General features: G+C 64.6%; 16 protein-coding genes, 1 tRNA gene and 2 pseudogenes. 11 read left to right on the top strand and 8 right to left on the bottom strand.

Annotated features, from left to right (window positions below):
* Positions 1-100 precede the first annotated feature (100 nt).
* Positions 101-826, bottom strand: a complete 726-nt coding sequence (locus AC1A0G_RS04610; RefSeq protein ID WP_476527906.1) for a type 1 glutamine amidotransferase — start codon at positions 824-826, stop codon at positions 101-103.
* A gap of 114 nt (positions 827-940) precedes the next feature.
* Between AC1A0G_RS04610 and cysS the strand changes: the two genes are divergently transcribed.
* The gene (cysS, locus tag AC1A0G_RS04605; protein ID WP_476527904.1) at positions 941-2,572 is read left to right on the top strand and encodes a cysteine--tRNA ligase; all 1,632 of its coding nucleotides are present in this window, start codon (positions 941-943) and stop codon (positions 2,570-2,572) included.
* A 154-nt stretch (positions 2,573-2,726) separates the two neighbouring features.
* Here the strand turns inward: cysS and AC1A0G_RS04600 are convergent, their stop codons facing one another.
* Positions 2,727-3,632, bottom strand: a complete 906-nt coding sequence (locus AC1A0G_RS04600) for a cation efflux transmembrane domain-containing protein (protein ID WP_476527902.1) — start codon at positions 3,630-3,632, stop codon at positions 2,727-2,729.
* A gap of 421 nt (positions 3,633-4,053) precedes the next feature.
* Between AC1A0G_RS04600 and ffh the strand changes: the two genes are divergently transcribed.
* The 8 genes from ffh to AC1A0G_RS04560 all read left to right on the top strand — a co-directional run bounded on the left by ffh (position 4,054) and on the right by AC1A0G_RS04560 (position 13,646).
* Positions 4,054-5,694, top strand: a complete 1,641-nt coding sequence (gene ffh, locus AC1A0G_RS04595; RefSeq protein WP_476527901.1) for a signal recognition particle protein — start codon at positions 4,054-4,056, stop codon at positions 5,692-5,694.
* Between the two features lie 144 nt (positions 5,695-5,838).
* Complete coding sequence (locus AC1A0G_RS04590; RefSeq protein ID WP_476527899.1) at positions 5,839-6,963, top strand: endonuclease/exonuclease/phosphatase family protein; 1,125 nt, start codon at positions 5,839-5,841, stop codon at positions 6,961-6,963.
* Between the two features lie 183 nt (positions 6,964-7,146).
* Entirely contained in the window at positions 7,147-7,608 is a 462-nt protein-coding gene (rpsP, locus tag AC1A0G_RS04585) for a 30S ribosomal protein S16 (protein WP_476527898.1), read from the top strand.
* Between the two features lie 2 nt (positions 7,609-7,610).
* The gene (locus tag AC1A0G_RS04580; protein ID WP_094729693.1) at positions 7,611-7,844 is read left to right on the top strand and encodes an RNA-binding protein; all 234 of its coding nucleotides are present in this window, start codon (positions 7,611-7,613) and stop codon (positions 7,842-7,844) included.
* A gap of 8 nt (positions 7,845-7,852) precedes the next feature.
* Positions 7,853-8,461 carry a ribosome maturation factor RimM gene (rimM, locus tag AC1A0G_RS04575; RefSeq protein WP_476527897.1) on the top strand — a complete coding sequence of 203 codons (609 nt, stop codon included), beginning with the start codon at positions 7,853-7,855 and terminating at the stop codon, positions 8,459-8,461.
* Positions 8,462-8,514: 53 nt separating this feature from the next.
* Positions 8,515-10,407, top strand: coding sequence for an ABC transporter ATP-binding protein (locus AC1A0G_RS04570; protein ID WP_476527895.1), 1,893 nt, complete (start codon positions 8,515-8,517; stop codon positions 10,405-10,407).
* Positions 10,404-12,242 carry an ABC transporter ATP-binding protein gene (locus AC1A0G_RS04565; protein WP_476527894.1) on the top strand — a complete coding sequence of 613 codons (1,839 nt, stop codon included), beginning with the start codon at positions 10,404-10,406 and terminating at the stop codon, positions 12,240-12,242. The genes AC1A0G_RS04570 and AC1A0G_RS04565 overlap by 4 nt, the downstream gene beginning before the upstream one ends.
* A 402-nt stretch (positions 12,243-12,644) precedes the next feature.
* A complete protein-coding gene (locus AC1A0G_RS04560) occupies positions 12,645-13,646 on the top strand; it encodes a tRNA (guanine(37)-N(1))-methyltransferase (protein WP_476527893.1) in 1,002 nt (333 codons plus the stop codon).
* Between the two features lie 138 nt (positions 13,647-13,784).
* On the opposite strand, the gene AC1A0G_RS04555 is transcribed toward AC1A0G_RS04560, so the two are convergent.
* From AC1A0G_RS04555 to cas6e, 6 genes and pseudogenes are all read right to left on the bottom strand, one after another.
* Positions 13,785-14,387, bottom strand: a complete 603-nt coding sequence (locus tag AC1A0G_RS04555) for a nitroreductase family protein (protein WP_476527892.1) — start codon at positions 14,385-14,387, stop codon at positions 13,785-13,787.
* A 269-nt stretch (positions 14,388-14,656) separates the two neighbouring features.
* Positions 14,657-15,295 carry a 16S rRNA (guanine(966)-N(2))-methyltransferase RsmD gene (gene rsmD, locus AC1A0G_RS04550; RefSeq protein WP_476527891.1) on the bottom strand — a complete coding sequence of 213 codons (639 nt, stop codon included), beginning with the start codon at positions 15,293-15,295 and terminating at the stop codon, positions 14,657-14,659.
* Positions 15,296-15,576: 281 nt separating this feature from the next.
* The gene (locus tag AC1A0G_RS04545) at positions 15,577-18,147 is read right to left on the bottom strand and encodes an ATP-dependent DNA helicase RecG (RefSeq protein ID WP_476527889.1); all 2,571 of its coding nucleotides are present in this window, start codon (positions 18,145-18,147) and stop codon (positions 15,577-15,579) included.
* Positions 18,148-18,691: 544 nt separating this feature from the next.
* Positions 18,692-19,051 (bottom strand): type I-E CRISPR-associated endoribonuclease Cas2e, encoded by a 360-nt coding sequence (gene cas2e, locus AC1A0G_RS04540; RefSeq protein ID WP_476527887.1) that lies wholly within the window; start codon positions 19,049-19,051, stop codon positions 18,692-18,694.
* Positions 19,052-19,072: 21 nt separating this feature from the next.
* Positions 19,073-20,070: pseudogene (gene cas1e / locus AC1A0G_RS04535) on the bottom strand (type I-E CRISPR-associated endonuclease Cas1e).
* A complete protein-coding gene (gene cas6e / locus AC1A0G_RS04530; RefSeq protein ID WP_476527885.1) occupies positions 20,067-20,627 on the bottom strand; it encodes a type I-E CRISPR-associated protein Cas6/Cse3/CasE in 561 nt (186 codons plus the stop codon). The pseudogene cas1e and the gene cas6e overlap by 4 nt, the downstream one beginning before the upstream one ends.
* A 97-nt stretch (positions 20,628-20,724) precedes the next feature.
* On the opposite strand from cas6e, the pseudogene AC1A0G_RS04525 reads away from it, so the two are divergent.
* Positions 20,725-20,968, top strand: a pseudogene (locus AC1A0G_RS04525) (IS30 family transposase); the annotation flags it as partial.
* Positions 20,969-21,074: 106 nt separating this feature from the next.
* Positions 21,075-21,148 (top strand) — tRNA-Lys (locus tag AC1A0G_RS04520).
* The last annotated feature ends 207 nt before the right edge of the window (positions 21,149-21,355 follow it).

Genomic DNA, 21,355 nt, shown 5'->3' with positions numbered 1-21,355 from the left:
ACAGGCTCCAACGGACCGCAGGCCCTACAACTGCAAGATACGCCTCCTGCATAGCGCCATGCCATGCCACACAAACGGCGCAAGGTCTCCGCCGGCTCGGTCAGCCCAGCGACTGCGCGTACGTGTTGCAGCGTGCGGCGAACCCGGAGAACACCTGCTCGGCGAGCGGCAGGATCTGCGGGTCGTATTGCGCGAAATCCTCACGCAGCTGCGACTTGGAGCCGCCCGCGGCCTTGAGATCCTTGACCATCGACGGCTCGTCCAGCCATTCCTCCAAGAGCGGCGCGCTGACCTCGAGGTGGAACTGCAGGCCCAGTGCGGAGGCGAAGCGGAACGCCTGCACCTTGGTGGTGGCCGACCGTGCGAGCAGCTGGCCGTCGGCCGGCAGACCGACCACGTCGTTATGCCAGTGCAGCACGTTGATCTGCTTGTCCCACATGGAGAAATAGTCGTTCTTGTCCACACGCTTGAGCGGTCCGAAGCCGATCTCGGGGGCCTCGCCGCGGCTCAGCTTCGCACCGAGCGCGGTGGCGATGATCTGGTGGCCGAGACATACGCCGAGCACCGGCTTGCCCACGCTCACCGCGGCCTTGGCGAGTTTCGCCTCGACCTTGAGCCCCGGGTATTCGTCGTAGTCCTGCGCGCCCATCGGCCCGCCCATGATCACCACGCCGGCGATCTGGTCGAAATCGGGCAGGTCGGGCTTCTTTTTCTTCGCGATGTTCAGCGTCACACTGCCCATCCCCAGCTCTTCGAGGTACGTCAGAATACGCCCCGGCTTCTCCCACGGGACGTGCTGCAGAATCAACACTTGCGGTTGCGTCATACTTTCTATTGTGACATTACCCACGTAAACAAACGTTCACGTTTTGCACACAACCGTCAGCGATGCGGCAAAAACACTTGCGCGATGTCGGCCAACACGAATACGCTCGGCAGTATGACAGAAGCTCAAGAACCGCATGATTCCAACATTTCCGGAACCTCGGCCGTCGCCAAGGCCGCTGCCGGACTCAAGTTGTACGACACCGCGACGCATGCCGTGTCACATTTCGAACCGATCAAGCCCGGTCAAGTGGGCATCTATGTGTGCGGCGCGACCGTGCAGTCGTCCCCGCATATCGGCCATATCCGCGCGGCCGTCGCGTTCGACGTGATCCGCCGCTGGTTCCTCAAGCTCGGCTATCAGGTCACGTTCGTACGCAACGTGACCGACATCGACGACAAGATCCTCGACAAGGCCGCGGCGGCCGGCCAGCAGTGGTGGGCGCGCGCGTACCACTACGAGCGCGAGTTCACGCAGGCGTACGATACGCTCGGCGTGCTGCCGCCGACCTACGAGCCGCGCGCGACCGGCCACATGCTCGACATGATCGATCTGATCGAAAAGATCATTGACAACGGACACGCGTACGTGGTGCGCGACGAGGACGGCAAGCCGACCGGCAACGTGTACTTCGACGTGGCGAGCTGGCCGCATTATGGCGAGCTGACCCATCAGAAGCAGGGCGCGGCGGAGGCCGACGAGGCGGCCGCGGTGGCCGACCGCATGGGTCCGAGCGTGGATGCAGCGGGCAACGACAAGTACAATCCGGTCGACCCGGCCGACATGTCTCCCGACAAGCATGATCCGCGCGATTTCGCGCTGTGGAAGGCCCCCAAGGACACTGACCCGATGGATGCGCGCTGGAACACGCCGTTCGGCACGGGCCGCCCGGGCTGGCATATCGAGTGCTCGGCCATGAGCCACCGCTACCTCGACGGCATGTTCGACATCCACGGCGGCGGCCTTGACCTGCGTTTCCCCCACCACGAGAACGAGATGGCGCAGACCCGCGCGGCCGGCTACGATTCGGCGGCGCACTGGATGCACTCGGCATGGGTGACCGCCAAGGGCGAGAAGATGTCGAAGTCGCTGGGCACGGGCCTGTCGGTACCGAGCGTACTGGCCGAGCATTCCGCGTGGGTGGTGCGGTACGCGCTCGGTTCGGTGCAGTACCGTTCGATGCTCGAGTGGTCGGATCAGGCGCTGGTCGAGGCGCAGGCCGCGTACGAACGCGTGTCGAACTTCATCGAGCGCGCGGGCGTGGCGCTGGGCGAGCAGCCGGGCCGTGAGGAGATCGTTGCGGTGAGCGCGGATGCGCTGCCGGTCGACTTCGTGTCCGCGCTGAACGAGGATTTCAACGTGTCGGGCGCGACGGCGGCGATCTTCACCGCGATCCGCAACGGCAACACGCTGTTGAGCCAGCTTGCGGACCGCGCGGATTCCGAGGCGGCACGAGCCGAGGTGCGTGAGGCGCTGGTGGCCGTGCGCGCGATGCTGGACACGCTGGGTCTGGACCCGCTGGCCGAGCCGTGGATCGGCGGCGGCACTGCGGCGGGCGCGGCCGGCGAGGGCGAGAACCGCGAGCATGAAGTGCTGGACGCGCTGATCGCCGAGCAGCTCGACGCCCGCGCCGAAGCCCGCAAGGCGCGCGACTTCGCCAAGGCCGATGCGATCCGCGACGCGCTGAACGCGGCAGGCATCGCCATCGAGGATGGCCCGCAGGGCAGCACCTGGAGCCTCAAGTAAGCAACCTCTCTCTCGATCCCCCTTGTCAGGGGAGTTGTCATGCACGGCATGACTAAGGGGCAGCCAAAAGCCTCGGACTGTTCCGTTGCTTCCACGCTCCCCCAGTCAGCTTCGCTGACAGCCCCCTCAAACGAGGGGGCCAAGGATAGGTTTGTCAGTCGAACACGAAATCGACGTCGACGATATGCAGCCGCCGGGTCAGCTCCTTCTCAAGCGAGCGCTTGCATTCGACCAGATCGGCCACGTCGATCGTCTCGCCGGTGCCGGAAAGATACACGTCGACAGTGTAGTTCATGCCGGTCTTGAAGATCAGCGTCTGCTCGTATTCGGTGTTGGCCGGCAGGTGGCGCTGCGCGGTGGCCTCCACGAACGCGTTCGTCTCGTCGTCGTCATGCACGCCGCCGACCAGCTCGATGAACGCGTCGCGCAGCACGCCGAACGGCTCCTTGATCGTGCAGGCCACGAGCGCGACGGTGATGAAAAAGTCGCCGGTGAAGTGCAGGAAGTCGAACGGGCCGCTGGTCGGCAGGAACATGAGCACGACGGCGACCACGCCGATGCCGAACGACATCGCGCCGTCGACCAGCGTGCTTTTGCATTCGGCGGTGAGCATGGTGCTCGAGTTGCGGATGGCGCGGTTTTCGCGCCGGTAGTAGACGTACAGGCCGAAGCAGACGAGCACGGTGACGATCTCGTAGATGACGACCGGGCCGGTTTCGATGCGTTCGCCCTGGCCGAGCACGAAGTAGTCGTAGGCGACGCGCGAGACGTCGACGAGCGAGAACAGCAGCAGCGAGAGCGTGAAGATGGCCTTGCAGATCGCGTAGATCGGCTCGAGCGCGAACAGGCCGTTGGGGAACCGTTCGGTGGTGCGCACGGTGCGCGAGGACAGGTAGACCGCGACGAGGCCGGAGAGCACGGAGATCGCGGTGAAGGAGAAATCGAGGAACATGGCCTTGAGGCCGGTCATGAAGAACACGGCCATGCCGGCCGCGACTTGCAGCACGTTGACGACGATGCCAACGATCAGGGCTTTGCGTTCTATTCTTTTTTGGGGCATAGGGCGGGCCTTCCATATTGCACGGCATGTCTGCGTTGACCCGTTACTTCACTGGCCGGTTCGGAACGTCGCGGTTCCGGGACGGCTCGATTCGCGAGGGCGCACGGCAGTCTGCGTATAGGTGGTGTCCGTCGGCATTTCAAAACAGCATGAGCATTCCAAAAAACCACGGATTGATTGCCCTTCTAGGATACTGGAAGGCCGCGATTGCGGGTTGCGTTCTGGGCTGAATATGAGACGGAACTTGAGTGGTGGACAGTCAAGATTCGCCGCCGGTATATTCGCCGGCACGATGCCGTTGCAGCCGTTCGGCGCGGGCGATGTCCCGGCGGTCGCGCGACGGCCCGTCGGGATGCCGACCGCACGATCGTCCGATCGAACCGCCCCGTTTTCCCCCGCCACGGCTAGACTGGTGCGCATTATGGCAGCATTTAGTTCTTTGACAGACCGTCTCTCGAATGCGTTCAAGCATTTGAAGAGCAAGGGCAAGCTTTCCGAGGCCGATATCGACGGCACGATCCGCGAGATCCGCCGCGCACTGCTCGACGCCGACGTGGCGCTCGACGTGGTGCGTTCCTTCACCGCGCGCGTGCGCGAGCGTGCGCTGGGCACCGAAGTCTCCGACGCGCTCAATCCGGCGCAGCAGGTGGTCAAGATCGTCAATGACGAGCTGACCGACATCCTCGGCGCGGGCGTCGACCGTCCGCTCAACTTCGCGAAGAACCCGCCGACGATCATCATGCTCGCCGGTCTGCAGGGCGCCGGCAAGACCACGCTGGCCGGCAAGCTCGGCTACTGGCTCAAGGACGCCGGCCACACGCCGCTGCTGGTCGCGGCCGATCTGCAGCGTCCGAACGCGGTGACGCAGCTGCAGGTGGTGGGCGAGCGCGCCGGCGTGCCGGTGTACGCGCCGGAGAAGGGCGTGCAGTCCGACGGCGGCGACGCGGTGTCGGCCCCGGGCCTGACGAGCGGCGACCCGGTGAAGGTGGCGCGCGATTCGATCGAGTTCGCCAAGCAGAAGCTGTACGACACGGTGATCATCGATACCGCCGGCCGTCTCGGCGTGGACGAGGAGCTGATGAAGCAGGCGCGCGACATCCGCGACGCCGTGCAGCCGAATGAGATCCTGTTCGTGATCGACGCGATGATCGGCCAGGATGCGGTCAAGACCGCGAAGGCGTTCGACGAGGGCGTGGACTTCACCGGCGTGGTGCTCTCCAAGCTCGACGGCGACGCGCGTGGCGGCGCCGCGCTGTCGGTGGCGTCCGTGACCGGCAAGCCGATCCTGTTCGCCTCGAACGGCGAGGGACTCAAGGACTTCGAGGTCTTCCACCCGGATCGTATGGCGTCGCGCATCCTCGACATGGGCGACATCCTCACGCTGATCGAGCAGGCGCAGAAGCAGTTCGACGAGGACAAGGCGCGCGAGGCCGCGGCCAAGATGGCCGAGGGCGAGTTCGGCCTGGACGATTTCCTCGAGCAGCTGCAGCAGGTGCGCAAGCTCGGTTCGATGAAGTCGCTGCTCGGCATGATCCCGGGCATGGCCGCGCATCGCAAGGAGCTGGAGCAGTTCGACGAGCGTGAGATCGACCGCACGGAGGCGATCATCCGTTCGATGACGCCGGCCGAACGTCGCAACCCGAAGATCATCGACGGCTCGCGCCGCGCCCGCATCGCCTACGGCTCGGGCAACACCGTCTCCGCGGTGAACGCCTTGCTGCAGCGCTTCGAACAGGCCGCGAAGATGATGAAGCGCATGTCGAGCAAGGCCGGCATGGGCGGCATTCCGGGCTTCGGCGGCCCCGCGATGGGCGGCGGCAAGAAGAACGCGAAGAAGGGCAAGAAGAAGTTCAAGTCCGGCAATCCGATGAAGCGCGAGGCCGAGGAGAAGGCGTTGCGCGACAAGCTCGCCGGCAAGTCGTCCGGCGGCTCGTCGTCCGGTTCCGCGTTCGCCAAGAAGCCGCAGAACCCGGCGCTTCCGGCCGGCTTGCAGGATGCGCTGAACGGCAACGGCGAACTTCCGCCGAACTTCGGCGGCGGCCTGTCCGGCCTGCTCGGCTGAGCTATCGCGCGGCGGCCTGTCCGGCCTGCTCGGCTGAGCTATCGCGCGGCGGCCCGCCGGTCGCCGCCCTGCCCGTCATGGACTGAGCCCTCGCTTCGCATCGAGCGGGGGCTCATTGATATGTAGTATGAAGGAGATCCCGTCATGTTCTGGTTCCTGTGGATCGTGGTGCTGATCTGCGCGGTATGGGTCGCCCTGTCCGCATTGCCGGCCGGCATGGACGCCCACATGCCGTTGCCGTATCTGATCGCCCTGGTGCCCCTGCTGTGGGTGCCGACGCTTCTGGTGGCCGTCGCGGCCGACGCCATGCGCGAATGGGGGCTGCTGTGCGGCGCGGTCGCGGTCGGCCTCGCCTCGCAGCTGTACCAGACCGGATACTGGGCGAACTACTCGGCGAGGATGCTCGACGCCCCCGCCCGTCTGGCGGCCTCCCCCGCCCCGACCAGGAAGCCCGCCCATCGTCAGCCGACCACCGACGAGCTGCTCGCCGAGATCCGCAAGGCGCACCAGGAGACGGAAATCAACGCGAGCGAGACCGCCGACGACGTGCTCGCCCAGCAGACCTCCGCCGCCGCGACCATCAACGTCATGACGCTCAACTGCCGGTACGGCCGCGCCGACGCGAAGTCCATCGTCGCGATGGTCCTCAGCCGCAACATCACCGTGCTCGCGCTGCAGGAACTCACCGACGATCTCGTGCGCGACCTCAACGCCAACGGCCTCGACCTGCTGCTGCCCTACCATCAGCTCGGCGAGAGCAAGGAGACCGACAACGGCGGCTTCAACGGCGTGTGGATTCGCGTCGATCCGAAGGACGCGCAATGCTCCGCGATTGTGATTCCCGCGGCCGACGTGCCGTCGATCACGATTCCGGTCGATTCGATGCGCGACATCACGTTCGTCTCCGCGCATCCGAAGTCGCCGATGCGCGGCTGCCGCGAATGGTCGGCCGGCATCATCGGACTTGGCAAGCTCGCACGCAACGACGGCGCCGCCCATCCCGACCGCGACATCGCCGTCATCCTCGGCGACCTCAACTCAGGCACGCAGCATCCGAGCTTCCGCGCGCTGCTCAGGTCCGGCTTCACCGACGCGAACCTCGCCGTCGCGCAGGGACCGCAGTACACGTTCCCGCGCTGGACTGCCTGGCCGCGGCTCATCCTCGACCATGTGCTCGCCTCGAAGGGCGCGTCGTTCACCGACGTGCAGTCCACGGTCATCGAAGGCACCGACCATCTCGCGCTGACGGCCACGCTCACCATCAAGTAGCGAACCAGATCGCCCGCCCGCCCCAGCGTGTCGCGCTATCCACCCCCATGCGCTATAATGGCCCGGTTATTCGCGACCGGCGGTGCCCTCTATCCCGCTTGCCGTGAGGAACATGTGGGCTCGGCGAGCTGCGCCCCACAATGCAAACCGAAACCACGCCCCTAGTTTACAAGGAGAGCCATTTTGGCAACCAAGATTCGTCTGAAGCGCATGGGTAAGAAGTTCTACGCGTTCTACCGCGTGGTCATCATGGATTCGCGCACCAAGCGCGACGGCCGTGCCATCGAGGAGATCGGTACCTACAACCCGAACACCCAGCCTTCGACCATCGAGATCAATTCCGAGCGCGCCCAGTACTGGCTCGGCGTCGGCGCCCAGCCGACCGAGCAGGTGCTGAACCTCCTCAAGATCACCGGTGACTGGCAGAAGTTCAAGGGCCTTGACGGTGCCGAAGGCACCCTGAAGACCGTTGCCGCCGGCCCGGATGCCGCCGCCCGCGTCGAGGCCGTCGAGAACGAGGCCCAGAAGCTCAAGGCCGCCAAGTCCGAAGCCGACGCGAAGGCCAAGGCTGAGGCCGAAGCCGCCGCTGCCGCCGAGGAAGCCTCGGCCGAGGAAGCCCCGGCCGAGGAAGCGCAGGCTGAGTGATCATGCTCGCGCAGGCTGTGGAACACCTCATCAAGAACATCGTTGATTTTCCGGACGATGTTTCGGTCAAGTCCCACGAGAATCCGCGCGGCGAACTGCTTCGCGTACGCGTGAATCCCGAGGACATCGGCCGCGTGATCGGCCGTAACGGCCGCACGGCGAACGCGATCCGCACCGTGATCCAGGCTCTGTCCGATCACAAGGTGCGCGTCGACATCATGGACGTGCGCAGGTGAACCCCAACGTGGTGCGAGAATCATTCTCAGACGACCCTCAGCAGCTCGAACTGCTGAGGGTCTGTCGTATCGGCCGCGCTCAGGGGCTCAAAGGCGAAGTCAACGTCTACAGCTTCACGGACGAACCGGAATACCGGTTCGCTGCAGGTTCCGTGCTGTACTCGCGCGACGGCGAGACAGAGTACATCGTGGAACGTTCCCGCTCGTTCAAAAACCGTTGGATCTTGAAGCTCGAGGGCGTCGAATCGCGTGAGGACGCGGAGGCGCTCAACGGCACCGAGCTGTTCGGCGAGGCCGACGACCCGGACGACATGCTGGAGGAGGACGCCTGGTATCCGAAGGACCTGATCGGACTTGAGGTCCGGCTGGCCGAAGGCAACGGGCTCGGACTGCCGGCGGGGCAGGTGGTCGGCAAGGTCGTGGACGTGCTCGACGGCTTCCAGTCACTGCTCAAGGTGCGGCTGGCGAATCCGGTGCGCGATCCCGAAACCGGCGAGGTGACCGAGAACTCGGCGCTCGTGCCGTTCGTGGACGAGCTGGTGCCCGACATCGATCTGGACGAGCAGTATCTGACGATCGATCCTCCCGGCGGGCTGATTCCCGGTCTGGAATCCTGACCGCACGGTCTCGCCGGCACGACTACTATCGTCTTCCATAACGGGAGGCGACGGTGAGACTGATATTCCATTATGTCCGGCGGCGTTGGGCCTTGGCGCTCACCGCCGCCGGATTTTTGCTGGTCGAGACAATCGGCGACCTGTTGCAGCCGACGCTGATGTCGATGATCGTCGATCAGGGCGTGGTGCGGCGCGATATCGATACGGTGTGGCGTTGGGGCGCGGTCATGCTCGCCGTCGCCGTGGTCGGCGCGGGTGCGGCTGCGATGCGCAACGTCTTTGCGTCTCGCGCCTCGCAGCTCATCGGCCGCGATATCCGGTCCGACACGTACCGCAAGGTGATGTCGCTCGGATTCGACACGGTTGACCGGTTGCAGCCCGGCGCGATCATCACGCGCATCACCAACGACGTGGTGCAGATCCAGAATTTCGCGCAAGGGCTGATGCGCATCATGCTCAAGGCTCCGATCACCTGCGTGGGCGCGATCGCGCTGATCGTCGTGCAGATTCCCTCGCAGACGCCGACCGTGGCGGTGATCCTCATCGTCGCGGCGCTGCTGATCTGGGCGAACATGCATCTGAGTTTCCCGCGGTTCCTGCGCGTGCAGCAGGCGCTCGACCGGCTGGGTGTGGTCAGCCGCGAGTTCCTGCGTTCGATCCGCGTGGTCAAGGCGTTCGTGATGGAGCATGAGGAGCGCGCCCGGTTCGCCGGCACTGCGCGGCAGTTCGCGGACGCGAACGTCGCCGCGACGCGGGTGAACGCGACGTTCGGCCCGATGATCAACCTGAGCGTGAACGTCGGCATCGTGATGATGCTGTGGCTGTCGCGCACGCAGGACGCGGCGCATATCGGCACGCTGATGGCCTCGATGAACTACATGACGCAGATTTTGTTCGCGTTGAACCGCGTGTCGATGATCGTCAATTCGGCGACCCGCGCGAGCGCCTCGGCGTCACGCATCCAGGAGATCTTCGACTGCCCCGACGAGTTCGGGCAGTCGCCGGTCGCCGGTTCCAGCCCGGACCATAGCCCCGCTCCCGGTCTGGACCCCGACTTCGCCTCCGCTCCCGGTCCCGATCGCAATCCGCTCCCCGATCCGGTTTCCGTCACCAACACATCCCCCGCGTCGCCGGCGCATCAACCGGCAACGACGTCGCGCGAATCGTCCGACTCCCCCGCCGTCGAATTGCACGACGTCACCTTCACATACGCGCAGTCCGCAGCCCCCGCGCTGCGCGACGTGTCATTCGTCATGTCGCACGGCTCCACGCTCGGTATCATCGGGCCGACCGGCTCCGGCAAGTCCACGCTCGTCTCGCTCATCGCACGCCTGTACGACCCGCAGTCCGGCACGCTCGCCGTCGACGGCCTCGACCTGCGCGCATGGGATGTGGACGAGCTACGTGCGCGCATCGCGCTCGTCTCGCAGCAGCCGACCCTGTTCACCGGCACGATCCGCTCGAATCTGCGCTGGGGAGACCCTCAGGCGAGCGACGAACAGTTGCGCCGGGCCGCGCGGCTGGCATGCGCCGACGAGTTCATCGACCGGCTGCCCGACGGCTACGACGCACGCGTCGGGCAGGGCGGCGTGAACCTGTCCGGCGGGCAGAAGCAGCGGCTCAACCTCGCCCGCGCGTTGGTGCGCGAGCCGAAACTGCTCATGCTGGACGACTGCACGAGCGCGTTGGATGCGGTCACCGAACATCAGGTGCTGGCGAACCTGCGTACGTTGTCTGCCGCCGCTTCGACTGTCCGTGACGATGCGCGCCTCCGGACCGGCGTCATCATCATTTCGCAGCGTATCGCCACCGTACGCACCGCCGACCGCATCGTCGTCATGGACGGCGGCCGCGTCGCTGGCGTCGGCACGCACGACGACCTGCTGCGAACGTGCGCACTGTATCAGGCCATCGCCGCGTCGCAACTCGGAGGCGACCTCTCATGAGTCATGCAGGCAACGCAACCCCATCCTCGCCATCCCCGACGTTCGACCGCCGCGCGACCGGACCGCAGTTCGGCGGCGGCATGGCCCGTCGCGGTGCGCCGGTCGTCAAACCGCACGACATGCGCGGCACGCTGCGTCGTCTGCTCGACGTGACGCGCGGCCATCGGCGCGGTCTCGGCCGCGTGTTCGCTCTGTCCGGACTGGGCGCCACATCCGGCGTGCTTTCGCCGCTGCTCATCGGCATGGTCATCGACCGTATCTCGGCCCGCGCGTCGGTCATGCTCGCGCTCACGCTGCTGGCCGGACTGTACGTGGCCGACTGGCTCATCGACTTCAGCAAGCAATGGATGATGGCCGCGGTCGGCCAGCGGATCGTGCTGCATCTGCGGCTCTCACTGTTCGAATCGATGGAACGACTTCCCTTGCGCTTCTTCGACCGGCACCAGCACGGCGAGCTGATGAGCCGTCTGACGAACGACGTGGACAACATCAGTTCCACGATCTCCGATTCGCTCGCCCAGCTCATGGTGTATGCGTTCACGATCGTGGGCACGCTGGCGTGCATGCTGTGGCTGAGCCCGCCGCTGACCGCGGTCTCGCTCGTCTCGGTGGCGCTCGTGCTGCTGCTCGCGCGCACCGTGACGCGCCGCACGCGCCCGCTGTTCGCGAAGCAGCAGCGTGTGCTCGGCGAGCTCGACGGGCATGTCGAGGAGACGGTCTCGGGCATGGCGACCGTGAAGACGTACGGTCAGGAACAGGCGATGATCGACGATTTCGAACGGTTCAACGACCGACTGTGCGAGACGGCGACGCGCGCGCAGACCTGGTCGGGATTCATGATGCCGCTGTCGAACGCGATCAACAATTTCGGGTTCCTGCTGGTCGCGGTCACGAGCGGCGTGATGGCGGTCCGCGGCATGATCGGCATCGGCGTGGTGTCGAGCTTCCTGCTGTACGTGCGCCAGTTCTCGCGCCCGTTCGTGGACATCGCGAACATCTACAACACGTTCCAGACGGCGGTGGCCGGCGCGGAACGCATGTTTCAGATCATGGACGAGGAGCCGGAGCCGGCCGACGCGCCGGACGCGGTGGACGCCGGCAGTCCTCGCGGCGACATCGTGTTCGATCATGTCTCGTTCGGCTACGATCCGGCGCATCCGGTGATCCATGACGTGACGCTGGCGATTCCGGCCGGCGCGCGCGTCGCGTTCGTCGGGCAGACCGGCTCGGGCAAGACGACGATGGTGAGCCTGCTGACGCGTTGCTACGACCCGGATGCGGGGCGCGTGCTGCTTGACGGACGTGACCTGCGCGGCTACCGGATGGCGAGCCTGCGGCATGCATTCGGCAGTGTGCTGCAGGAACCGTCGCTGTTCGAGGATACGGTGGCGGCGAACATCGCGTTCGGGCGTCCCGACGCGACGCGCGATCAGATTCGCGATGCGGCACGCGCGGCCGGCGCGGACGGGTTCATCGAACGGCTGGAGCACGGGTACGACACGGTGCTGACGGGCGGCGGCAGCGCGTTGAGCCAAGGGGAACGGCAGCTGCTGACGATCGCGCGGGCGCTGCTGGCCGACGCGCCGATCGTAATCCTCGACGAGGCGACGAGCGCGGTCGACACGGTGACCGAGCAGTCGATCCGTCGCGCGATGATCCGCATGACCGCGGGCCGCACGAGCATCGTGATCGCGCATCGGCTGTCCACGATCCGCGATTCCGATCTGATCGTGGTGTTCGAGCATGGCAGGATCGTCGAGCGGGGCACGCACGAGTCGCTGATGGCGGCGGGCGGCGTCTACGCGCGCATGGTGGCCGATCAGACGGCGGGGTGAGGCCGTTCTCGGGTGATCTTCTGTCGTTGCCGGTCGTGTTCGGGGTATGAACGTGCCGGTCGCATGTCACACTATGCGAAATATCGGCCATTGCGGGACGGTGTGACAGCATTGTTGTCACACCAGTAACGGACAACGCTTTCCGAGCGGGGTATGACAATCGTCCATATACGAAAAACGTTGCAATTCCAAGGAAATCAGCACAACGCGCGGAAACGGCCCAGCCGGCGTTCTGTCACACTGTTCCGGATCGGTCGATTCAGGCCGAAGCGTGACAACCGATCTTCGACGAATTTCGGATGATCATAACCGAACCAGCTCGCACCGCCCGCACCCGACGCTACCCATACGCCAATTCGGGCGATCAGGGCCGAACCAGCCCACACGCTAGGCTAGGGGTCCATGAAGATCGATATCGTTTCCGTGTTCCCGGAGTATTTTGACGTGCTGAACCTGTCGCTGTTCGGCAAGGCGCAGGCCAAGGGACTGGTCGAGGTGAAGGCGCACAACCTGCGCGACTGGACGCACGACGTGCATCATTCGGTGGACGACACGCCGGTCGGCGGCGGCGCCGGCATGGTGATGAAGCCCGCGGTGTGGGCCGAATGCCTGGACGATCTGCTGGGTCTTGCGCCGGCGGTCGTGGCGCCGTCCGATATGCTCCCGGCCTCCGACTCACCGGACGGCACGGCCCCGGCAACCATCCCGGCAGAGTCGCAAGTCAGCGCGCAGCTCTCCTTGGCATCCCCACAGTCCGACGTGCACTCATCATCCCCGTCATCCCAGACGGATACGCAGCCTTCCCCCTTGTCATCTCGAGCACAGGCGCAGCCGGAGTCGAGAGATCTTCCGTCCTCCCCCGTCCTGATCTTCCCCAATCCATCCGCGCCGCTGTTCACGCAGCGCGACGCGACCGAGCTGAGCCACGCCGGTCATCTGCTGTTCGGCTGCGGCCGTTATGAGGGCTACGATGCCCGCATCCCGCAGTATTACCGCGCGCAGGGCGTGGACGTGCGCGAATATTCGATCGGCGATTACGTGCTGAACGGCGGCGAAGTGGCCGTGTCGGTGATGCTGGAGGCGATCACGCGTCTGCTGCCCGGGTTCATGGGCAACGCCGACTCCATCGTCGAGGAATCCTATACGGGCGAGAACGCCTTGCTTGAGCACCGTCAGTACACCAAGCCGGCCGAATGGCGCGGGCTGAAAGTGCCGGACATTCTGCTATCCGGCGATCACGGCAAGGTCGACCGGTTCCGCCGCGACGAGGCGATCGCGCGCACGAACGAGATCCGCCCGGATCTGATCGAGCAGCTGGACTGCAAGGCGCTTGACAAGGCCGATCGCAAGACGCTGATGGCGCTCGGCTGGGAAGTCTCGGGCGCGCATCCGCGGCGCAAGTAAGCAGCGATACGCAAAACGTCTGTATGTTCGCGCGAACGCAATGTCGTCGCGAACATACAGACGTTTCAGACGTTTCCATCCTCTGTATGTTCGCGACGATGTCGTCATTGCGCGAACATACAGAGGATCAGCACGGTTTTACAGGCCGAAGACCTTGACGCGGGCGTCGGCCGGCTGCTTGTCGACCGGGCCGGCCGGCTGGGCGACGGTGCCGAACGGCATCTGGGCCTGCAGCTTCCAGCTCGCCGGCAGGCCGAACTCGGCGGCGACGGCCTCGTCGATCAGCGGGTTGTAGTGCTGCAGGGACGCGCCGAGGCCCTTCTCGGCCAGCGCGGTCCACACGGCGAGCTGCAGCATGCCGGCGGCGTCGCGCGCGAAGCCCGGGAAGTTGGCGGCGTAGGCCGGGAAGTTCTCCTGCAGCTGCTTGGTCACGTCCTCGTCGTCGAAGAACAGGACGGTGCCGTGGCCGGCCGCGAAGGAGTTGATCTTCGCTTCGGTGGACTTGAACGCCTCTTCGTCGTTCACGACCTTGCGCAGGGTCTCCTTGACAATGTCCCACAGCTTCTGGTTGGCGTCGCCGAACAGCACGACGGCGCGCTGCGGCTGGGAGTTGAAGGCGCTCGGCACGGCGACGGTGACGTCCTCGATCAGCTTGACGATGTCCTGATCGGCGATCGGAGAGGCGTTGGTCAGCGCGTACTGCGAACGACGGGCCTGGAGCTCCTCGACAAAGTTCGACATGATGGTTCCTTTCGGTCACAATATTCAGATCATCGATATATCTCGATTCGATATCTCGATTCGAGATATATCATCCGCATACCACGATACGAGATATCACCGGACCGCCACGCCGGTTTCGCCGAGGGAGAAATTGTGCTGGTTCCCGGGATTTCGCTCCGACAATCCCGGGAACCGGAAAACTCACATTATGCAACACAACTCACAACCAAGATCGGCCATATTCCGCGGAAACGATGTTCAAAACCGAACATCGTCGGTTCCCGGGATTATTCGCCGTCAATCGCGGGAACCGCAGCCTCCAGATAGAACACCGCCGTCTCGCCATAGTCGCGCCGCTCGCTGATCTCCCAACCGCCCGGCATGGTCGGCTCCTCGGACCGAGCGGACCGCTCCAGCACGATCACGGTGCCATCCCCCGCCATACCCGAGGCCACCAGATCGGCCAGCAACCGCTCGCACGTCTGGGTCTCAAACGCATACGGCGGGTCAATGAAGATCACATCAAACGCCTGGGCGGCCGTAGCCCCGGAAGCCGTCGGCGCGGCGAACTTCTCGGCCTTCGCCTTGATGACGCGGGCCACCATGTCCTTATCCCATGAACGGTGATGCTTCAGCGCGGTCAGCGTTTTCGCGATCAGTGCGGCGGCAGGCCCGTTCGCCTCGACCGCAACCAATTCCCGCGCACCACGACTCAGCGCCTCGATGCCGAGCGCGCCGGTGCCCGCGAACAGATCGAGCACCCGGGCGTCGTCAAGCACGCCCCACGAGTCGAGCCGGGAGAAGATCGCCTCTTTGGTGCGGTCGGTAGTGGGTCGGGTGCCGGTTTTCGGCGTGGTCAGCGCCACGCCCTTGAATCGTCCAGAAATCACGCGCATACGTACCACTCTAGCGGTCGGCCTATGCACCAGTCATGTAGCCTTTCAATCAAAACGACTATCCGCGTCATGTCTATGTCATTGTGGTCAAACGCAGATCGGCCACCCATGTCATTCCGACCGAGCACAGATTCTGCCCCGTCATTTCGACCGAGCACAGCGAGCGGAGAAATCTTATGCCGTCGCCGCCGCAAGATTTCTCCGCTCGCTGCGCTCGGTCGAAATGACAATATCCAACCATGCTCAGTCGAAATGACAACATCCGACTGCACCCGATCAAAATGACATGCCGGCCCGGCACGTCTCTTGCATCACGATGACGTCAGGAACGCCTCGTTGCCGCGCGTGAAGTCAAGCACCGCGCCCGCGAGCTGTACTTCGCCGCTCAGATCGGGGTCATCGGCCAGCAGCCGCCCGGCACGCTCGCGCGCGTCGGCGATCATGCCGGCGTCCTTGACCACCCGCAGCAGCTTCAGGCTCGACTTGCCGCCCGACTGCGCGTCGCCAAGCACGTCGCCGGCTCCGCGGAATTCCAGATCGGCCTGCGCGATCTCGGCGCCGTCCAGCGATCCCTGAATCACCTGCAACCGCTGTCCGGCCGGCGAACCGGGCTCCGCACGCGAAATCAGGAACGCCCACGAATTCGTGCCGCCACGCCCCACGCGCCCACGCAGCTGGTGCAGCTGCGACAGGCCGTACCGGTCCGCGTCGAAAATCACGATGCAGCTGGCCTGCGGCACGTCCACGCCGACCTCGATCACCGTCGTGGCCACCAGAATCGGCGTCCTGCCGCTCGCGAAATCGGCCATCACGCGGGCCTTCGTCTCGTCGTCGTCGCGTCCGGTCAACGTCGCGAACGCGATCCCGGCGAACTGCGGCAGACTCGCCAGCCGGTCGGCGATCTCCGTCACCGAATGCAGCGGCGGACGCTGCGGCTGCTCGTCATCTCCCGCGCCGGCATCGGATCGATCGTAGACGCCCACTTCGGAGCCGCCGGTCACCGCCGCGTCCGTATCGTCGGCCTCGGAATCCACGTCGATGCGCGGGCAGACCACGTACGCCCGCTCCCCCGCGTCGATGCGCTGCCGAATGTGCGCGAACATGCTGCCCATCGTGCGGCCGTCCGCTTCCGGCACGATGAACGTGCGGATCGGCTTGCGGCCGCCCGGCAGTTCCGTCAGCCACGAGATGTCGAGGTCGCCGAACCATGTCATCGCGGCCGTGCGCGGGATCGGCGTGGCGGTCATGACCAGCAGATGCGGGGCCTTGTCGGCCTTGCCTCGCAACGATTCGCGCTGTTCGACGCCGAACCGGTGCTGTTCGTCGATGACCGCGAGCGCGAGGTTCGGCGCCTGGAAGGTCTTGGAGAACGCGGCGTGCGTGGCGACGATGATGCATGGCCGGCCGCTGGCGGCGACGGCGAGCGCGCGGCGGCGAGCGGCGAGTTTCATGCCGCCGGTCAGGAGGATCACGGGGATGCCGTCGGCGTTTGACGACGGATCGTCGAACAGACCATCGGATGTGGCGGCAGAGGCCTTGCCTCGGTGAGCGCCGCCGGCAGTCGTGCCGTCACGATGGCTGCCGTCAGTCGCACCATCACCGTCCGTCGCGCGCAGTCCGGCGACCATCTTGCCGATCGTGGCGACGTGCTGTTCGGCAAGCACCTGCGTGGGCGCGACGAGCACGGCCTGATGGCCGGAGCCGACCGCCTGCAGCATCGCGGCGAGCGCGACGACGGTTTTGCCGGAGCCGACCTCGCCTTGCAGCAGCCGTTGCATCGGCGTGTCGCGGTCCATGTCGGCGGCGATGTCGTCGACGACCTCGCGCTGGCCGCGCGTCAGGTCGAACGGCAGGGATGCGATGAACCGGTCGCGCAATGCGGTGTTCGGGCAGGGTTCGGCCGCCGCGTGATGCGCGTGCTGACGCGCCTGCAAGAGCGAGGTCTGGCAGATGAACGCCTCCTCGTATCGCAGCGTGCCGATGGCGCGCGTGAAGTCGGCGGTGGAGTCCGGGTTGTGTATCGCGGCGAATGCTGCGGCGCGGTGCATGAGCTGCTTGGCGGCCCGCACCGGTTCGGGCAGGATGTCGGGGATGGCCTGTGCGAGTCGCGCGATCTGCGCGGAGTCGGTGCGACTGGCGGCAGGATCGGCGACGCTGTCGGAGGTCGTGCCGCTGCGCGTATCGTCGTGCGCGTTCTGATCGATATCCGCAATATCCGCGGCATCGTCACGTCCCAGCATCCACATAAACGAGAGGATCGATTCGTGGATGTGTTCGCTGGAGATGCGCGAGGTCGCGTGGTACACCGGTCGCGGCCGGCAGACGCGACGCAGTCCGGCCTCGACGGTGTCCGCATCGTACTTGAGCGACGATGATGCGGGAACGAACATCGCATCGCCGCCACCGAATTCGTCATCCGTCGTCGGTTCGGGAGCGACCGTCACGATTTCCGGATGCGTGAACTGCAGCTGACCGCCGTATTCGCTGGGCACCCCCGAAATCACGACGGTCGATCCTGTGCGCAGCCGCATGCCCAGCCAGTCGACGTACTGCTTTTTGTACGAGAAGAACGTCAGTCGCGTGATCGCGCCGGCCACGCCGCGCGAACGGGCGAAGTCGGAGTCGTCGGCGAGCGCTTCGAGCCGGTAGCCGCGTCGCACGTTCATCGGCACCACACGCAGGTCACGGATGATCGCGGCGAACGCCATCGACTCGCCGAGACGGGCCTCGCGCAGCGCGCGCAACGGCACCGGATCGGTCACGCGGAACGGATAGTAGGTCAATGCGTCGCCGATCGACACGATGCCAAGCGATTTGAGCGCACCGACACGCCGTTTGTTCGTCATCAACGACGAGACCGGGGTGTTCAAGGTAATGCTCATAACGCTCCATTGTGTCGGGCCAAGCGGACTTTTGCCCCATTCGAGGATGGCATCCCCACCCCCGGCACCATCAGCGTCGCCATCACCCGATACTGGCCCAAACATCACGCCAGCAGCCTCCCTGCGTGACATCCGTGCGGTTACCGAGCGAATCCTATCCCAAACATCACGCTAATAGGCCCATTTGCGTGACATTCCTGCTAGCAATCAGACGGACCTATCCCTAACATCACGCAAAGAACCCGATTCGCGTGACATTGGGGATAGCCGGCGACAACTGGCAGCCAAAATGCCACGGAAGTGGTTCCAGACCCAAGCGACCGATGACCGCTCCGAACCCCGGCGACCGATGGCGATCCCGAGACCAAGCAGCCAAGAGCGATCCCGGGAAATTGCCTACGGCTGAAAACCGGAGGACGCGTAACCACAAGTAGCGATTCATCACCGCGCCACGTAATTCCTCGTATCGAAGACCGCGTAACCAGGGGCATTACAGGCAGCAAAAGCCATGCAGAAAGCCAGAGAACCACCCACCTCAGCCACATCACGAATGGTATTTGCGCGCCGCACGCCATTTGCTTGCGTTGCTCCAACCAAGTCGCCGCGCACCGCTCGATTCGGATCGAGATGCCGCTTTCGGACGTCTGATGAGTTCCAGTCCGTCGCAATCCTCAGGCACCCAGTCGGCATGATGCACCCGAAAGGCGAAATGCTGCTCGTTGCGCGCCGAGTACACCATGATCGCTCGTCCGTCGCGGATAAGGTCGACGATACGCTCCCACAGACGATCACGCACCTTCGCACTCACATGGCCGACAAAGACGCCCGCGGATATCTCCAGCAACCATCTGGTAAGATCGCCGCGCAATCCTACAGGACATGCGGCCAGCACGATCACGACCATCGTCGCACCCTCCTTGCATCGTCACCACTCATCGCCACCGAACTCGTTAGCATCAGAGGCATCAGGCACGTCATCGGTCCCGTACGAAACACCGGCCGCAACCTCGCCGTCTTTCCCGTCCCATAGCCCCACGTGGTCGCTTTCCGGCCCATCTTCGCCGAGATCCTCGCTTCCGCCCAGCAATCCGCGGATATCCCGTACCATGCGTTTCATGATCGACAGATCGTAGACGGCGTCCCGCATACGCCGCCGAGTGGCCGAGCCGATGTCATCCGGCTGATCGCCGCAGTTTCAAACGCGACGGGAATCGACAGCTCCGCCTTGTACAGGTCGGCGATATCGTAGACGAACGAACGCTCGTGACCGATATGCACGAAGCCGAGTCCCGGCGAACAGCCAAGCGCGACGATCACCGCATAAGCCAACCCGTACAGGTAGGTATGAGCCGCGGACAGTGCCTTGTTGATGTCGCTGCTCGCCTCGAAGTCGGCATGGTCATAGGTTCGCTTGTCCCATGCCACGCCGGTGCGCGCCGAGCATTCCCGGTATACCCGTCGCACGCGCGCCCCTTCGCGACCGCGCAACTGCTGCATGGTCAGTTGGCTGACGTCCTCGTCCAGGAACCGCATCTGGTACATCGCACGGGCCACCGCCAGCCGGGTCCGCGTGTTCGACACCAGCCGAGCCTGCCGTTGCAACAGCGCGGAGGAATGTGTCAGCGGCTTGCCGAACGCGTACATGCGCACGCCGCGCTCCCCCACCCAGATCACGGTGGCCCCGTTCTCCCCGATCACCGCCATCGCCTGATGCGTGACCGACGATCCCGGACCAAGCATCAGCACACTCAACATAGCCGCAGGAACGTGTCTCGTCCCGGTTTCGTCGGTGACGGTGATGGCGTTGTCGGCCCGGTTGATCACGCAGTGTTCGAAGTAGGCGAACGACAGTCGATCCTCGGCACGGACCAGTTCGCCGAGGTCCGGCGGCGGCGTGCCGGGGACCGTACGGCCGGTGTTCATGACCGCGGTTCCCGAATCGGAGTGACAGTCATCAGGCCGCAGCCAAATCCCTTCGCCCGACCGACGCCATGGCAGAGCGCATTGCGGAACAGATCGGCATCGGTTACGGTCAGTCGGCCGTCGAACACCGCCGTGGCGAGCGTGACCGTTTGGCCGTCGCGTTTGAACCGTTCACGATGACGCTGACTGACAATCACCGACGGATCGCCGGCATCGTCGAGCAGGATTTCGAAACCGTTCGCGCCGGAACGTGCGATCAGCCAGTCACGTTGCTGTTCGGCGGTGATATGACCTTGGATGGTGCCGACGATGCCTTCCCCGTTCGGCTTCGGGCGCAAGCCCTTGTCTACACGGGCCTTGCGCACCGGATTGGCCCGCAGCTTGAACTGCCACTGCTGCCCGGACATGATGCGGGACAGCAATGGAGTGTAGTCCTTGCTTTCCCACTGCGCCTGCGTCGGCCAGCCGGCCTGTTCGATGATATGTGTGAAATCGGGAGTTTGCGGGCTGACGACATACAGCCAGACGCTGTGATCGGCAAGGTGTCCAGCCGCCACAGGATGCGCCCCTCCTCGCCGTCACGCACGCTACCGGGCGGGAATGCGCTTTCCACTGCGGCGTGGGCACGATACGGCGATGTGATCAGTTGCCGTGCACTCCTCGTACCAGCGGGGCAGCAACGAGAGCCGCAACGGCCGCATCCACCGCTACCGGCCCAAGAAAACAAGCTTCGACGACCTGACGGACGCAGACATGCAGGCCATCGTGGACGAGATCAACGACACCCCCCATGAAGGTTCTGCATTGGGAAACGCCCAACGAGGTTTGGTACCGCGAACTCGGCAAAGTAATGTCAAGGACACGACACCCAACGACGGACATTGCACTTACAAAGTAATTCAGACGGGCATATATTTTGACTATGCGACACGCCGAAGTTTGCTTTGTTGGCGATCGCGTGTATATTGGTCACTCGTTGCACGGAAGCGTGTGGCACTGAGCTTGCCCCTGTAGCTCAGTTGGTTAGAGCAGCTGACTCTTAATCAGCGTGTCCAGGGTTCGAATCCCTGCGGGGGCACGGCTAAGGTCGGAATCGAAAGATTCCGGCCTTTTTCGTTTTTCCGGCTCGTTCGTCGTCGGGGTAGACGGCGTGAGGGTTATAGGCCAAATTGTGGGGTTAAGTAAAGAAAAGTGTGTCTTATTCTGGCGTGTCATTGGCGTGTTGGTGGGTTATTTTGAGCGTCCGGCCCAGCCGGTCCTGATACCGAACCCGCTTTCATAGGCG

This window comes from Bifidobacterium sp. LH_230 (assembly GCF_056357555.1).
Note: the sequence above shows the minus strand (reverse complement) of the source record. Positions and strands in the feature narration are given on the sequence as shown.

Excerpts from the sequence above, each read along its gene's own strand:
- AC1A0G_RS04610 (WP_476527906.1), bottom strand. The coding sequence starts at position 826 with ATGACGCAACCGCAAGTGTTGATTCTGCAGCACGTCCCGTGGGAGAAG.
- cysS (WP_476527904.1), top strand. The coding sequence starts at position 941 with ATGACAGAAGCTCAAGAACCGCATGATTCCAACATTTCCGGAACCTCG.
- AC1A0G_RS04600 (WP_476527902.1), bottom strand. The coding sequence starts at position 3,632 with ATGCCCCAAAAAAGAATAGAACGCAAAGCCCTGATCGTTGGCATCGTC.
- ffh (WP_476527901.1), top strand. The coding sequence starts at position 4,054 with ATGGCAGCATTTAGTTCTTTGACAGACCGTCTCTCGAATGCGTTCAAG.
- AC1A0G_RS04590 (WP_476527899.1), top strand. The coding sequence starts at position 5,839 with ATGTTCTGGTTCCTGTGGATCGTGGTGCTGATCTGCGCGGTATGGGTC.
- AC1A0G_RS04580 (WP_094729693.1), top strand. The coding sequence starts at position 7,611 with ATGCTCGCGCAGGCTGTGGAACACCTCATCAAGAACATCGTTGATTTT.
- AC1A0G_RS04565 (WP_476527894.1), top strand. The coding sequence starts at position 10,404 with ATGAGTCATGCAGGCAACGCAACCCCATCCTCGCCATCCCCGACGTTC.
- AC1A0G_RS04560 (WP_476527893.1), top strand. The coding sequence starts at position 12,645 with ATGAAGATCGATATCGTTTCCGTGTTCCCGGAGTATTTTGACGTGCTG.
- AC1A0G_RS04555 (WP_476527892.1), bottom strand. The coding sequence starts at position 14,387 with ATGTCGAACTTTGTCGAGGAGCTCCAGGCCCGTCGTTCGCAGTACGCG.
- AC1A0G_RS04545 (WP_476527889.1), bottom strand. The coding sequence starts at position 18,147 with ATGAGCATTACCTTGAACACCCCGGTCTCGTCGTTGATGACGAACAAA.
- cas2e (WP_476527887.1), bottom strand. The coding sequence starts at position 19,051 with ATGGTCGTGATCGTGCTGGCCGCATGTCCTGTAGGATTGCGCGGCGAT.